This window comes from Bacillus sp. PS196 (assembly GCF_037963555.1).
Classification (GTDB): Bacteria; Bacillota; Bacilli; order Bacillales; family Bacillaceae; genus Bacillus; species Bacillus subtilis.
This window is the reverse complement of sequence record NZ_CP150159.1, coordinates 3,939,627-3,953,040: the sequence shown is the minus strand read 5'-3', so window position 1 is coordinate 3,953,040 and position 13,414 is coordinate 3,939,627. Positions and strand designations below refer to the sequence as shown.

The 13,414-nt window shown below is 43.4% G+C and carries 14 protein-coding genes and 3 pseudogenes; 13 read left to right on the top strand and 4 right to left on the bottom strand.

Annotated elements, in window-relative coordinates; translation table 11 throughout:
• The first annotated feature begins 91 nt into the window (after positions 1–91).
• Positions 92–538, top strand: a complete 447-nt coding sequence (locus NST79_RS20470; RefSeq protein WP_015714985.1) for a universal stress protein — start codon at positions 92–94, stop codon at positions 536–538.
• A gap of 32 nt (positions 539–570) precedes the next feature.
• On the opposite strand, the gene NST79_RS20465 is transcribed toward NST79_RS20470, so the two are convergent.
• The gene (locus NST79_RS20465) at positions 571–1,302 is read right to left on the bottom strand and encodes a 2OG-Fe dioxygenase family protein (RefSeq protein ID WP_212060116.1); all 732 of its coding nucleotides are present in this window, start codon (positions 1,300–1,302) and stop codon (positions 571–573) included.
• Between the two features lie 167 nt (positions 1,303–1,469).
• Here NST79_RS20465 and NST79_RS20460 point away from each other — a divergent pair, with 167 nt between their 5' ends.
• The 7 genes and pseudogenes from NST79_RS20460 to NST79_RS20430 all read left to right on the top strand — a co-directional run.
• The gene (locus NST79_RS20460; RefSeq protein WP_021481000.1) at positions 1,470–2,213 is read left to right on the top strand and encodes an SDR family oxidoreductase; all 744 of its coding nucleotides are present in this window, start codon (positions 1,470–1,472) and stop codon (positions 2,211–2,213) included.
• Positions 2,214–2,279: 66 nt separating this feature from the next.
• Positions 2,280–3,215, top strand: a complete 936-nt coding sequence (locus tag NST79_RS20455; protein WP_250620782.1) for a DMT family transporter — start codon at positions 2,280–2,282, stop codon at positions 3,213–3,215.
• Positions 3,216–3,537: 322 nt separating this feature from the next.
• Positions 3,538–3,831, top strand: a pseudogene (locus NST79_RS20450) (hypothetical protein); the annotation flags it as partial.
• 17 nt (positions 3,832–3,848) lie between these two features.
• A pseudogene (locus NST79_RS20445) lies at positions 3,849–4,337 on the top strand (DUF2716 domain-containing protein).
• Between the two features lie 26 nt (positions 4,338–4,363).
• Complete coding sequence (locus NST79_RS20440; protein ID WP_163130362.1) at positions 4,364–4,660, top strand: YxiJ family protein; 297 nt, start codon at positions 4,364–4,366, stop codon at positions 4,658–4,660.
• Between the two features lie 15 nt (positions 4,661–4,675).
• Complete coding sequence (locus NST79_RS20435) at positions 4,676–5,128, top strand: hypothetical protein (protein WP_167568149.1); 453 nt, start codon at positions 4,676–4,678, stop codon at positions 5,126–5,128.
• Positions 5,129–5,145: 17 nt separating this feature from the next.
• A pseudogene (locus tag NST79_RS20430) lies at positions 5,146–5,274 on the top strand (hypothetical protein); the annotation flags it as partial.
• 213 nt (positions 5,275–5,487) lie between these two features.
• Here the strand turns inward: NST79_RS20430 and NST79_RS20425 are convergent.
• Complete coding sequence (locus NST79_RS20425; RefSeq protein WP_212060168.1) at positions 5,488–6,009, bottom strand: DUF2812 domain-containing protein; 522 nt, start codon at positions 6,007–6,009, stop codon at positions 5,488–5,490.
• A complete protein-coding gene (locus NST79_RS20420) occupies positions 6,006–6,347 on the bottom strand; it encodes a PadR family transcriptional regulator (RefSeq protein ID WP_043858313.1) in 342 nt (113 codons plus the stop codon). Before NST79_RS20420 ends, NST79_RS20425 begins: the two co-directional genes overlap by 4 nt.
• Positions 6,348–6,511: 164 nt before the next feature.
• Here NST79_RS20420 and NST79_RS20415 point away from each other — a divergent pair, with 164 nt between their 5' ends.
• Together NST79_RS20415 and dbpA are read left to right on the top strand one after the other, a co-directional pair.
• Positions 6,512–7,660: a GDSL-type esterase/lipase family protein gene (locus NST79_RS20415; protein ID WP_212060170.1), complete on the top strand. Its 1,149-nt coding sequence runs from the start codon at positions 6,512–6,514 to the stop codon at positions 7,658–7,660.
• 81 nt (positions 7,661–7,741) lie between these two features.
• Positions 7,742–9,181 carry an ATP-dependent RNA helicase DbpA gene (gene dbpA, locus NST79_RS20410; RefSeq protein WP_019712854.1) on the top strand — a complete coding sequence of 480 codons (1,440 nt, stop codon included), beginning with the start codon at positions 7,742–7,744 and terminating at the stop codon, positions 9,179–9,181.
• 18 nt (positions 9,182–9,199) lie between these two features.
• Here the strand turns inward: dbpA and NST79_RS20405 are convergent, their stop codons facing one another.
• Positions 9,200–10,486, bottom strand: coding sequence for an MFS transporter (locus tag NST79_RS20405; protein ID WP_212060173.1), 1,287 nt, complete (start codon positions 10,484–10,486; stop codon positions 9,200–9,202).
• Positions 10,487–10,692: 206 nt separating this feature from the next.
• Here NST79_RS20405 and NST79_RS20400 point away from each other — a divergent pair, with 206 nt between their 5' ends.
• The 3 genes from NST79_RS20400 to bglS all read left to right on the top strand — a co-directional run bounded on the left by NST79_RS20400 (position 10,693) and on the right by bglS (position 13,325).
• Positions 10,693–11,373 carry a hypothetical protein gene (locus tag NST79_RS20400; RefSeq protein ID WP_014481344.1) on the top strand — a complete coding sequence of 227 codons (681 nt, stop codon included), beginning with the start codon at positions 10,693–10,695 and terminating at the stop codon, positions 11,371–11,373.
• A gap of 94 nt (positions 11,374–11,467) precedes the next feature.
• On the top strand, positions 11,468–12,301 hold the full coding sequence (licT, locus tag NST79_RS20395) for a transcriptional antiterminator LicT (RefSeq protein WP_003242598.1): 834 nt from the start codon (positions 11,468–11,470) through the stop codon (positions 12,299–12,301).
• Positions 12,302–12,596: 295 nt separating this feature from the next.
• The gene (gene bglS / locus NST79_RS20390) at positions 12,597–13,325 is read left to right on the top strand and encodes a beta-glucanase (protein WP_021480986.1); all 729 of its coding nucleotides are present in this window, start codon (positions 12,597–12,599) and stop codon (positions 13,323–13,325) included.
• Positions 13,326–13,414 lie beyond the last annotated feature (89 nt).

Genomic DNA, 13,414 nt, shown 5'->3' with positions numbered 1-13,414 from the left:
AAACTCATGCGCTTCAATTGACAATAACGAAATGCAGGCGGACAATAAAAGAGAAAGATGAACCACCCACAGTCCGAAAGGCGGGAAGAGCATGTTTAACAAAATGTTAGTAGCGATTGACGGATCAGACATGAGTGCAAAAGCGCTTGATGCCGCAGTGCATTTGGCAAAAGAGCAACAAGCGGAACTAAGCATTCTTCATGTGGGGAGAGAAGCCGTCGTCACGACTTCTTCTCTGACGGGAATTGTCTATGTGCCTGAACACTTTATTGATGAAATCAGGAACGAGGTTAAAAAAGAGGGCCTGAAAATCCTTGAGAATGCAAAAGAAAAAGCAGCCGAAAAAGGCGTTCAAGCTGAAACCATTTACGCTAATGGCGAGCCGGCGTATGAGATACTAAATCACGCAAAAGAGAAAGGCGTCAGCCTGATTGTAGTTGGCAGCCGGGGGATCAGCGGCCTGAAAGAAATGATGCTTGGAAGCGTCAGCCATAAAGTGTCTCAATTATCAACATGCCCGGTTTTGATTGTTCGATAGATTTGTAAAAAAGCGCCCTTGGGCGCTTTTTTTTATCTATTAGAAAATGTAACTAATAATATATCTCGATGTGCACCATCTCTATTGGCAGTGCCGACCGGTGTAACCGCATGAAAGACCTTTTGCCCGAGAGCAAGTGTCTCAAGCGGGTTTGTCAGCCGCAGCACTTTATCAATTTGCTTAACAGACGGAGCAATTAAGTTATCTCCTCCGATAGCATCTTCGCTCAGCTGAAATAGATGGACGAAAACAAGCGGTTCATCGTCACGATGCAGCCAAATGGGTGAGCTGTATGAAGGCGCGTCAGGTGTCACTTGATATCTGACTTGGTGAAGCCCGACGATCACTTCTTTCTCCCAATCTACAAAATCGGTTTGGCGGGCCATTTCTACATTTGAATGTATCATGTGCCGCGTTACAGGATGCTGTAGAAACTCATCTGATATTTTTTCAAATTGTCTGACGATACCGCCATCATCATAATTATATTCTTTTGATTGGAAATATCCATTATCCGGATCTAATTCAAGAGTGTCGGAGTGAGGAGCCAAAATGTAGCGGGAATGCGCTCTGTAACGGCCGCCTCCTTTAGGATCAGCTTTCAAAGCATCATATGTAAGCTGTAATTTGCGGACTGCGGCGTCTGTAGTTTTTTGCCGGTAGAAATCTGCTGGGATATACGAATAGCCGTTTTCCTTTAAAAAAGAAGCATATTTAGTAATATCGGATGTCAACTCTTTTTGTACGTTTGAAACTTGAACCATATGAATCTCTCCTTAAAAAGTAGATGATTTTTTTAGTAATTTCCTGTATGATAGAAAATGTGGAAAATAGAGGATGTAGTGCGATGCTAAATTATTTGTAATATATTGTCAAATAATAATACTCAGATTATTACAAATTACCAAAATGAAAAAAGGCAGAATGTAAAATGATGAAGAAAAAGAATATAATGATAACTGGGGCAAATAGCGGAATCGGCTTTGCAGCGGTAAAGCAATTTTTAGCAGAAGGCTTTCGGGTTGTAGGAGTAGATATTCAAACGAATAAAATGTCAGAATTTATAGTAAACAGTGACTTTTACATGGAAAAAGCAGACTTGTCTGATGTTCAGCAGGCGGAATCTTTGATGCCAAAGCTAGAACAAAGCCAATTGATTCCGGACATCTTAATTAATGCAGCAGGGATAAGGGAAATCACCCCTGTTCTTGAATTATCAGCAGAATCATTCAAAAAAGTAATAGACATTAATCTCACGGCAGCCTTTATTCTTTCTCGGGACGCGGCAAGGCTGTGGTCAAAGCTGGGGAAACGAGGGTGTATAATCAACATCGCCTCTGTGTCCGGGCTGATGGCAGAGCCTGCGCGGGCTGCCTATGTGTCTTCCAAGCATGCGATCATCGGACTGACGAAGCAGCTCGCTATGGAGTTCGGATCAAAGGGGATCAGGGTGAATAGCATTTCGCCGGGCGTGATCCAAACAGAATTAACGGAAGAGTATTTTCAAGACGATGAAATGGTTCAGCTGATCAAAGATAACCATGCCCTTCATACGTGGGGGCAGCCGAGTGATATCGTTTCCTGTATGAAGTATTTGGCTTCTGATGAGGCGCACTTTATTACAGGTTCAAACTTTGTCATAGACGGCGGCTGGACGGCCGGCAAGAAACTATAAAAAAGGAAAAGCACCTTGCAGTTGGGGTGCTTTTCCCTATACATAATTGGAGGTAGAATACGCTTGATGCAGCAAGATCTCTCAATCACACCAAAACAAAAATCAACAGCCGTAATCAAAATGGTCATCTCTATGGTGATTTTCGGCTCCATCGGCTTTTTCTCAGAGCATACCAATCTGCCGTCATTTGAATTGGTCTTTGTCCGCTGCCTTTGCGCGACGCTGTTTTTAGGCCTTTGCTGGCTGGCGTCCGGCCAGTATAAAATGGAAAAATGGAGCAAGAGAGACGTGCTGCAAACATTGGCGTGCGGTTTCTTTCTTGTATTCAACTGGGTGTTCTTATTTAAGTCTTTTGAAGAAACGTCCGTTACAATTGCCATCTCCGTTTATCATCTAGCGCCGGTGCTTGTTCTTCTTCTGGGGAGCTTCTTCTACAGAGAGAAATTAAATGTGATCTCCGTCAGCTCCATTATCATCTGCTTTCTGGGAACTGCGCTGATTTCCGGGATTAACGGCAGCACTTCATTGACACAGCTGATGGGATCAGGGATCATATGGGCAGTTCTCGCCGCACTGTTTTATGCGTTCACCACTTTATTGGGAAAAGGCATTCACAATCTCAGTCCTTACACGACCACCTTCTTGCAGACGGGTTTAGGGGTTATCATCCTGATTCCGTTTATTCACTTTGGCGCTTTTGCTGACCTATCTCAGGGAAACTGGATTATGGTGGTATCTACCGGCATCATCCATACGGGTATTGTATATTTGTTGTTTTTTGACAGTTTGCGATTTTTATCAACGAAATTTATTTCAATCATTGTATTTCTCGATCCGGCTGTCGCGATTGTGCTCGATACCGTCTTCACAGGCTTCCGCCCTGACCTCTATCAAACGCTTGGCATCGTGCTGATCTTTGCGGGCATGGCCTTGACGCTTGTCAGGAGGCAGGGGAAGGCGAATGTGACAGCTGAGGGTACGGAGATTGAACAAATGCAATAATGGAAAATGTAAAAAGGCCTATGCGGCCTTTTTTTGATTCTTAAAATAACATAAACATTCCAGAAAAATATTGTAATCCTATTCCAATGAAGCTAACATGTTAAATCAATAATACAGTTATTTCAAATTCTTGGTGCAAAAAAAAGCTTTCTCAATTAGTAAAAGGAAAAGTGAATGTACTATTTTGATAAAATATCAACTCTTAGACTATGATTGGCTTGAAAAAAATATAAAACAATAGAGCATATAATATATTGAAAACTTAGTTAGTATTAAAAAGCGATAGTAATGATTATATATACTCTGCAAATTTAAAAACTAAGACGAAACGGTCGTGAGACGGGTATGGATTCTGTCGGATAAAGAGCCGGACTCAGAAGCATTTGATCAGCTCGCGATATCCGAAGAAGGTTTTTTGGTTGGGACGTTCAATTGTTACAGTGCAGACCTTAAGTCGTCTCTTTATTTGATTTCTGCCGATGTGAGTCAAGAGATGAAAGAGATAACATGCTGTGACTCGAACGGTGAAGCCCTAGATGTTCAACAGCTGAAACTGACAAGTAACGCTGTTTACGCAGTGACCTCATCTGGTGTTTATAAGCAGGATATCCAATAAGGTGTAGGGATGAGATTATGATGAATTGGCGCGCTTTAAGTCAGACAAAACAAGACCGCATCTGGTCAGAAGTGAACAAGATCATAAAATGGAAACCCGGAAGCAGATGTCATCACATCATCCCGCCTGATCCATATTAAGTGTTTGATATTTCAAGCGTGATGAGCGGTAAAGCCAGTAATGATGATGTGGTCAGAGTGCTGAATGATTTAGAGACTTCGATTTTAAAAGCATTTCAATCATGTACTGGAAAACACGATGTGATGTACGCATTAGACTGGCAGCATGACGGATATATCTTTAGCCCTCATCAGACAATGCCTCAGGATGAATTTGGCGAATGGCCTGTTCCCGTATTTCCAAATGAAGACTATTATTTCTTTTTTCATCAGGACTTCTCTTGGGGACTTTTGGGAGACCCTTGGAAATGTACAATCACTGTATTTGGTGAAGAGCTGTTGGAGGCGATAGATAATGATCCGCCTATCCTGTTTCAAGATAAATGAGTTTGTTGTGGAGGGAGAGGATCAACGTGCTTCAAAAGCTGAAAAAAAGACAGCGAGAGCTTGAAGAAAAGCCGTATCCTGATGAACTTTACGGATTTGAAGCAGACATCTATGAGTTTTTTATGCTTGTTGATGGCAGTTTGGATTATGTGCTGGCGAATAAAAGGATGCCCCGGCAACAGCGGCGTTCGTTGGAGAAAAGCTTTTTTGAGCTGTATCCTGACATACTTCCGGATATGATCAAAAACGATAAGGATCTGTATCATCACATTCTCTTGTATGAACAAGTCAGACAAGAGATTTGCGTTGCGCTATCCAACTGATAAGGGGAAGATTTTATGGAAATAACCTCTATAAGCAGTATCGGAAATTTAGATATGGTCGATCTAAAGCCTGACCAAATTGTTATGTCGTGTGAACTTGAAGATGCAGAGTCGTTTTATCGTGTATGGCAAGGGCTTGCCTATGAGCGAATTATGATACAGGTGATAACGACTGGTTCATTTATAGAAGACCTATCCAAGTACTTTGAAGGTTATGCTTACAAGGTGACGAAGCTGGCGAAACGAGAATTTCATTTTCAATCTGTATTACAGAAAGCAGACCGGGACATTGCAGGCTTTCTCTTTCTGTTAGCTTCTATCAATGACGATGTTTTTCTGATCACTGATCCTCAACCGGATAAAAGCTATTTTTCCGATGGGAAGCTCCAATGCCTAACAGACTCAGGCGAACTGATCATGTGGTTTGAATATGATGCTGCGGAGATCTATATGGTTGGAGGTAACTAAAAATAGGAGGAATTCATTTGAATATCACACAATACGAGAAATTGAAAAAGCATCTTTCTGATGAGGATACAGGTCCATTTACATTAAACGAGTTTTCTTTCTATATGAAAGAAGATGATCGTTATATTCATATTCCTGTGTTTGAATTAAAACTATCTGCTCAAACCTGTGACATTCAATTGCGGTTTAAAAACATTAGTGCATCAAAGCTGGATGACCTTGAATCCATCGATGTGGTTGAGTTGGAGATTGAACCGACTGACGATCAATGGGAAAGACTCCGTTATTATGTGTATGATCAAGAAGATCAGATGAGTTTCTATTGCGGAGGGTGGGATGTGATCAAGTGTGACAAGAAGTCACACTGATTTTTCCCACTTTCCAAGCGTTCTTGCTTTTGTTGCCGCATATGTCACGAGAAACGGAAAAGTCACAACCAGGAAAGCCAAAGGCACCCAATTTGATAATCCTGTTACATAATGGAGTGCAATTGACAAGAGAGTCAGGAAGCTCAAGGTGCAGGTGACGTTTCGAACGTCTTTTTCGCTTCTTTTATATTTCTCTCTCATGGTGGATTGATCACTGTATATCGGCGAAGTCCCGGGCTCAGCCGAAAAGATATGCATACCTTGTGAAGAGCAAACATGTTCCCATCCGGCCGCTTCAAACATCACGGTGTATTCCGCCAAGCTTTCTTCCTCAACATCATGATAATCAATACTGTAGATCAATTTCCGCGGCTCAGCTTTTCTAAGCTTATACCCCATAAACGCAAAAGAATCGAGTACCCAGCCTTTGCTGGCCATATCACTTAGTCTCTTCATATCCTTTTCTTCTGAAAAGGCCAATCCTTCAGACATCATAAATTTTTTCTGTTTCATGATGAATCCCCTTTCAATTGTTGAAAAGCACGTTGACCGTGTTCAGCCATCACTTTTCTGCGCTGAATTTCTTTTTTGAGTAGTTCTTGGCCGTGCAAGGTGGTTTGGTACACTTTGCGGCGCGGGTTGTCATTGTTGACTAGCTCAATGATCCCTTCTTGCAGTAATTTCTTTAACAATGTATATAAGGTAGCCGGGCCGATCGTAAAGGAGTCATCGGTCATGTCCTCAATCTCCTGCATGATCGAATATCCGTGTTTTGGCTCCAGCAAGGTTAAGACAATATAATAGGCTGGATCGGTAAGCTGATCCATTTCCTGCGGACGCTGCTTTGGCAAGTGTTCACCTCATTTCCTATATCAACAAATGATATATCATATATTGATATAATAAAATTTTCCTTTTTGTTTGTCAACGCAATTTTTTTCTCCCTTCAGTCATCATAAAGAAACAATCATCGAGTATGCATTAATGTATGCGTTTTCATAGAGGGGGAGTCTTGATGAAAAAATGGATGGCAGCGGTTTTTGTGATGATGCTGATGCTGTGTTTTGGCGGGAATGAGAGTGTGAAGGCAGCGGAGCCGAAGGTGTATCAGTTTGACTTTGGAAGCGGTTCAGTGGAGCCTGATTATATTGGTGTCAGGGCGTCTGATCGGTATGACCGATCAAAGGGCTACGGTTTTCAAACACCGGAGAATATGAGGGATGTGGCGGCATCCGGGACTGGTGTGAAGAGTGATGCGGTTCAGTTTTTAGCGTATGGGACGAAAAGCAATAACACGTTTAATGTGGATCTCCCGAATGGGCTTTATGAGGTGAAGGTGACGCTTGGCAATACGGCAAGGGCCAGTGTGGCGGCGGAGGGCGTGTTTCAGGTCATTAATTTGACAGGGGATGGCGCGGAGGATACGTTCCAAATTCCCGTCACCGACGGGCAGCTGAATCTGCTGGTGACAGAGGGGAAAGTTGGCACCGCTTTTACGCTTAGCGCCTTGAAAATAAAGAAATTGTCTGATCAGCCGGTGACGAACCGAACCATTTATGTCGGCGGCGACTCGACGGTGTGCAATTATTATCCGCTCAACAGCAGCAAGCAGGCGGGCTGGGGGCAGATGCTGCCTCACTATATCGATAAACACACCTTTCAAGTGAGAAACATGGCGTCCGGCGGGCAGATCGCGAGAGGGTTCAGAAATGATGGACAGCTTGAGGCGATCCTGAAGTATATTAAACCGGGAGATTATTTTATATTGCAGCTTGGCATTAATGACACAAATCCGAAGCATAATGAATCTGAAGCGGAGTTTAAAGAGATGATGCGTGATATGATTCGTCAGGTAAAAGCGAAAGGAGCGGACGTCATCCTATCAACGCCTCAGGGCCGGGCAACCGATTTTACTTCTGAAGGCATCCATTCGTCTGTAAACAGATGGTACAGGGCCTCTATTTTAGCTTTGGCCGAAGAGGAAAAAACATATCTCATTGACTTAAATGTCCTCAGCTCGGCATACTTTACATCGATCGGTCCGGAAAGAACACTCGGGCTTTATATGGATGGAGATACGCTGCACCCGAATCGCGCGGGGGCCGACGCACTGGCGCGATTGGCTGTTCAGGAGCTAAAACGCCAGGGAATCGCTGGCTTTTAATACATCATTTTTCGACAAAACACATATGCCTTGGTCAATTAGAGTATAATGAGAACATCTGCAAGAGACAGGAGTTTATACATGAGTCATTTTAAAAACTATCAAATCAGTCATGACATTTTACGAGCATTGGAAGGACTAGGATATACAGAACCGACCAAGGTGCAGCAGAGTGTGATCCCCGCTGCCCTTGAACGAAAGGATCTTGTCGTCAAATCACAGACAGGAAGCGGGAAAACGGCTTCGTTCGGGATTCCTCTCTGTGAGCTGGCGAATTGGGATGAAAACAAGCCGCAGGCGCTTATTTTAACACCGACCCGTGAGCTTGCGGTGCAAGTAAAGGAAGATATCACGAACATCGGACGATTTAAACGGATCAAAGCGACAGCCGTATTTGGAAAATCCTCCTTTGATAAACAAAAAGCTGAGCTTAAGCAAAAAAGCCACATTGTTGTCGGCACGCCGGGACGTGTTCTGGATCATATCGAAAAAGGCACGCTGCCGTTGGATCGTCTCTCTTATTTGGTCATTGATGAAGCGGATGAGATGCTGAATATGGGCTTCATTGAGCAGGTGGAGGCGATTATCAAGCATCTGCCGACTGAGCGTACGACGATGCTGTTTTCGGCGACGCTTCCGCAGGATATCGAGAAGCTGAGCCGTCAATATATGCAAAACCCCGAGCATATCGAAATCAAAGCGGCCGGGCTTACCACAAGAAATATTGAACATGCGGTGATTCAAGTAAGAGAAGAGCATAAATTTTCATTGCTGAAAGATGTGCTGATGACGGAGAATCCCGACAGCTGCATCATTTTCTGCCGAACGAAGGAGCACGTCAATCAGCTGACCGATGAATTGGATGACTTAGGATATCCATGCGATAAAATTCACGGCGGAATGATTCAGGAAGACCGATTCGACGTCATGAATGAATTTAAACGTGGCGAGTACCGTTACTTAGTGGCGACGGATGTCGCCGCGCGCGGGATTGATATTGAAAATATCTCCCTTGTTATCAACTATGATCTGCCGGTTGAAAAGGAAAGCTATGTCCACCGCACGGGCCGAACGGGACGCGCAGGGAACAAAGGAAAGGCCATTTCGTTTGTCACGGCCTTCGAAAAACGGTTTTTAGCCGACATTGAAGAATATATCGGATTTGAAATCCAAAAAATAGAAGCACCTTCTCAAGAGGAAGTGGCAAGGAAGAAACCAGAATTTCTAGCTAAACTGAATGACCGTCCGGAAAGCAAAAAGGACAAAAGCGAAGAGCTGAATAAAGACATTATGAAGCTGTATTTTAACGGCGGAAAGAAAAAGAAAATCAGAGCCGTTGATTTTGTAGGAACGATTGCCAAAATTGACGGTGTGTCAGCTGACGACATCGGCATCATCACGATCATGGATAACGCCTCATACGTTGAGATTTTAAATGGTAAAGGCCCTCATGTTCTCAAAGTGATGAAGAACACAACCGTCAAAGGGAAAAAGCTGAAGGTGAATAAAGCGAATAAATGATGAATGACCTGCTCCCAGTTAAAGGGGCAGGTCATTTTGCTGCTGGCTGACATCGGCGCTGGTCTCCTCCGGAACAAAGGCAAGAATCACAATACCAATTACAAACAAAATGATCAGACTGAACACCGCAGTCGAGGATTTCCCGGTCAGCTGGGCGGTCACGGCAATGAGCAGCGGCCCCATAATTGAGGCGAATTTTCCGAAAATGTTGTAAAAACCGAAGAATTCATTGGCGTGGCGCTTTGGCACAAGCTTGGCGAAATAGGAACGGCTTAGGGCTTGAATACCGCCTTGCGAGGTGGCGACAAGCATAGCCAGTATCCAGAAATCAAGCGTTGTCTCCATAAAATAGGCATACACGCAGACGATCATATAAATGACGATCCCGACGTACAGCATTGTCTTCCCCGTGAAGCGTTCTGCCAGTTTTCCGTATACAATCGAAAACGGCGCGGCGACTACCTGGGTGACAAATAGGATGATCAGAAGGCTTGAGGAGCCGATCCCTAAATCTGATCCATAGGATGTCGACATCGTAATAATCGTGCCGACTCCGTCGATATAAAAGAAATAAGCGAGCAAGAAGAGGAAAAGTGCCCGGTATTGTCTGATCCGTTTCATCGTTTGGCCGAGCCGCTTAAAGCTGTTGATGACAATATGAGGTTCTTTTTTGATGTAATAGCGTTGATGGACATGTTTAATCATTGGGATGGTGAACAGCCCCCACCAGGCAGCCGTTATGAAAAAGGACAGCTGGCTTGCGGCCGATACAGACACTGGAATCGTCTCTGCTTGCGCGAGCAGGATGACAGCAATACTGATGATAAATGGAATCGTGCTTCCGATGTATCCTAAGCCAAAACCCCGTGCCGAGACGAGATTCATCCGCTTCTCAGTCGTGACGTCAACGAGAAAGGCATCATAAAACACATTGGCGCCGGAAAAACCGATAGCCGATATCGTATAAAACAGCAACAATAGCAGCCAATGTTCACTAGGGATAAAGGCGAGTATCGCGGTGCTGGCGACACCGGCTGACACAAAGAAACCGAAGAACTTTTTCTTGCACCCTTCATAGTCGGCGATTGTGCCTAAAATAGGGCCGAGCATCGCAAGAATAAACGTTGAAATCGCAATGGTATAGCCTAAATAGGCAGTCGATTGAGCGGCGCTGACACCGCTTTCCGCAGCTGCCGATTTATAAAATAACGGAAATACCGCGGTGGTCACGACAATTGAGTAAGCAGAATTTGCCCAGTCATATAATACCCAGCTGTTTTCTTGTTTCGTAAAACGTTTCATCATCAGAGCTCCTCTCCGGTAACGATACTTCTATTGTACGAGAAATGGGCCTGAAAAGAATGGAATGCACGTCAATTTTTACAAAATATTTATGTTTTTTCGCTTCAAATCATACTTTTGATTTATTGCTGGGGTTAGGCGCATCTGGTACCATTCAACTATATTTTATGGTATTTTCCAGAAGGGATTCAGCAGAGAGGAGACAGAGCATGAGGCGAATAGGCTTGTGTATAAGCCTGCTGGTCACAGTTCTTGTGATGAGCGCATGCGAAAGTGAAGGTGAGGCTCAGATGTTCGCAGACTGTGATCAAAAGACGGTAAAACAAACCGCAGCCAAACCGATGAGCAGTAAGAAAAAGCAGGATTTCCAAGCCCTCGCAAGCGACAGGCAGCTGGCCATTGTGTTCAGTTCCATGATACAAGTGAGCGAAGCATTTGATTATGGAATCGGCAATCCAGAATACTTCGTGCGAATCAGCATGACTGAAGAAGAAGCAGACATTGCGAAGGAGAATCTCGAATCGATTAAGCTTGAGAACAAATCGCTCAAAAAACAAAACAGCGAGGCGGTTGCCTTGCTACAAAAAACGCGTAATCAAGACATGAGCCGCATCGAAATTCAGCAGCTGACAGAAAATAGAGCCGCTTTTTTTGAGGCCGCAGACAGTATGATCAAACTCATCGGCCAAGTCACACCGAAAAACGCGAAGAAGACAAGACAGCAGCTGGATCAGCTGAAAAAACAATATACACAATACAGCGCTGAAAGCATTAAAATCATGAACAGCATTGTCAAAAAGCAGAAAGCTGACAAGGCATCATTTGAACGCCATCTGGAGGCGCTGCTTCAAAAACAGCCGGGGCAGCAGGTACGGAGTGAATTGTACTGACCAGCTTCCGTCTTTCCCTGATGATATTGACCTAGTACAAAAAGAATGTACAATCAAGATATAGTCTGTTCTTAGTTGATTGGAGGGACATGCCATGAAAATTGCGAAGGTGATCAACAATAATGTGATCAGCGTGGTCAATGAACAGGGGAAAGAATTGGTCGTCATGGGCAGGGGGCTCGCGTTTCAGAAAAAGTCCGGCGATGATGTCGATGAAGCCCGCATTGAGAAAGTGTTCACGCTCGATAACAAGGATGTATCAGAAAAGTTCAAAACCCTTTTGTATGATATACCGATCGAGTGTATGGAAGTATCCGAAGAGATTATCAGCTACGCAAAATTACAGCTCGGCAAAAAGCTCAACGACAGCATCTATGTGTCGCTGACCGACCATATTAACTTTGCCATCCAGCGCAACCAGAAAGGGCTTGATATCAAAAACGCCTTGCTGTGGGAAACAAAACGGCTGTACAAAGACGAATTTGCGATCGGCAAAGAAGCGTTGGTTATGGTAAAAAATAAGACTGGTGTGTCTCTGCCAGAGGATGAAGCAGGCTTTATTGCTCTGCATATTGTAAATGCCGAGCTGAACGAAGAGATGCCCAATATCATCAACATTACAAAAGTCATGCAAGAGATTTTGAGTATTGTAAAATACCATTTTAAGATTGAATTCAACGAAGAATCGCTTCACTATTATCGGTTCGTCACCCACTTAAAGTTTTTCGCGCAGCGTCTATTTAACGGCACTCACATGGAAAGCCAGGACGATTTTTTGCTGGATACAGTGAAAGAGAAGTATCATCGCGCGTATGAATGCACGAAGAAAATCCAAACCTACATTGAGCGGGAGTATGAGCACAAGCTCACAAGTGACGAGCTGCTGTATTTAACCATTCACATAGAAAGGGTAGTTAAACAAGCATAATGAGAGCGCTGACATTTTTGTTTCCTTGTGTTCACTTTTTCTTACATTCACATATGAAAATGGCAGGATTGTTACTGATAAAGCAGGCAAAACCTAAATTACAATGAGTGCGGATCATCTCTGTCTGTGCTGATGGTAATTTAGGTTTTTATTTTTTTCAGAGGGAAGATGATGATAGTTACAGGATTCAAGTCAGTAAGATTCGATATTATCATTATTTTGACCGATGTTCCCTTTTAAAAGAATCATGTAAGATCAACATAGAAAACGCTTTCAATGAAAGGGGAATGCCAATATGCCTTATCTGAAACGAGTGTTGCTGCTTCTTGTCACTGGATTGTTTATGAGTTTGTTTGCAGTCACTTCTACTGCCTCAGCTCAAACAGGTGGATCGTTTTTTGACCCTTTTAACGGCTATAACTCCGGTTTTTGGCAAAAAGCAGATGGTTATTCGAATGGAAATATGTTCAACTGCACGTGGCGGGCTAATAACGTATCAGTGACGTCATTGGGTGAAATGCGTTTAGCGCTAACAAGCCCATCTTATAACAAGTTTGACTGCGGGGAAAACCGTTCTGTTCAAACATATGGCTATGGACTTTATGAAGTCAGAATGAAACCAGCTAAAAACACAGGGATCGTTTCATCGTTCTTTACTTACACAGGTCCAACAGATGGAACTCCTTGGGATGAGATTGATATCGAATTTTTAGGAAAAGACACAACAAAGGTTCAATTTAACTATTATACAAATGGTGCAGGAAACCATGAGAAGATTGTTGATCTCGGGTTTGATGCAGCCAATGCCTATCATACTTATGCATTCGATTGGCAGCCAAACTCTATTAAATGGTATGTCGACGGGCAATTAAAACATACTGCAACAAACCAAATTCCGACAACACCTGGAAAGATCATGATGAACTTGTGGAATGGTACGGGTGTCGATGAATGGCTTGGCTCCTACAATGGTGTAAATCCGCTATACGCTCATTATGACTGGGTGCGCTATACAAAAAAATAATGCCAAATGTGAAAGAGCCTGCTGCAATATAGCAGGCTCTTATGATTGTAATGAGGAGTTGTTGGCATGAATCTTCTATTCACTCATAA

Bases quoted from the DNA above. Each gene is read 5' to 3' on its own strand.
- NST79_RS20435 (WP_167568149.1), top strand. From the start codon at position 4,676: ATGGAAATAACCTCTATAAGCAGTATCGGAAATTTAGATATGGTCGAT.
- NST79_RS20415 (WP_212060170.1), top strand. From the start codon at position 6,512: ATGAAAAAATGGATGGCAGCGGTTTTTGTGATGATGCTGATGCTGTGT.
- NST79_RS20465 (WP_212060116.1), bottom strand. From the start codon at position 1,302: ATGGTTCAAGTTTCAAACGTACAAAAAGAGTTGACATCCGATATTACT.
- NST79_RS20425 (WP_212060168.1), bottom strand. From the start codon at position 6,009: ATGAAACAGAAAAAATTTATGATGTCTGAAGGATTGGCCTTTTCAGAA.
- dbpA (WP_019712854.1), top strand. From the start codon at position 7,742: ATGAGTCATTTTAAAAACTATCAAATCAGTCATGACATTTTACGAGCA.
- NST79_RS20405 (WP_212060173.1), bottom strand. From the start codon at position 10,486: ATGATGAAACGTTTTACGAAACAAGAAAACAGCTGGGTATTATATGAC.
- NST79_RS20460 (WP_021481000.1), top strand. From the start codon at position 1,470: ATGATGAAGAAAAAGAATATAATGATAACTGGGGCAAATAGCGGAATC.
- NST79_RS20400 (WP_014481344.1), top strand. From the start codon at position 10,693: ATGAGGCGAATAGGCTTGTGTATAAGCCTGCTGGTCACAGTTCTTGTG.
- NST79_RS20455 (WP_250620782.1), top strand. From the start codon at position 2,280: ATGCAGCAAGATCTCTCAATCACACCAAAACAAAAATCAACAGCCGTA.
- NST79_RS20470 (WP_015714985.1), top strand. From the start codon at position 92: ATGTTTAACAAAATGTTAGTAGCGATTGACGGATCAGACATGAGTGCA.
- licT (WP_003242598.1), top strand. From the start codon at position 11,468: ATGAAAATTGCGAAGGTGATCAACAATAATGTGATCAGCGTGGTCAAT.
- bglS (WP_021480986.1), top strand. From the start codon at position 12,597: ATGCCTTATCTGAAACGAGTGTTGCTGCTTCTTGTCACTGGATTGTTT.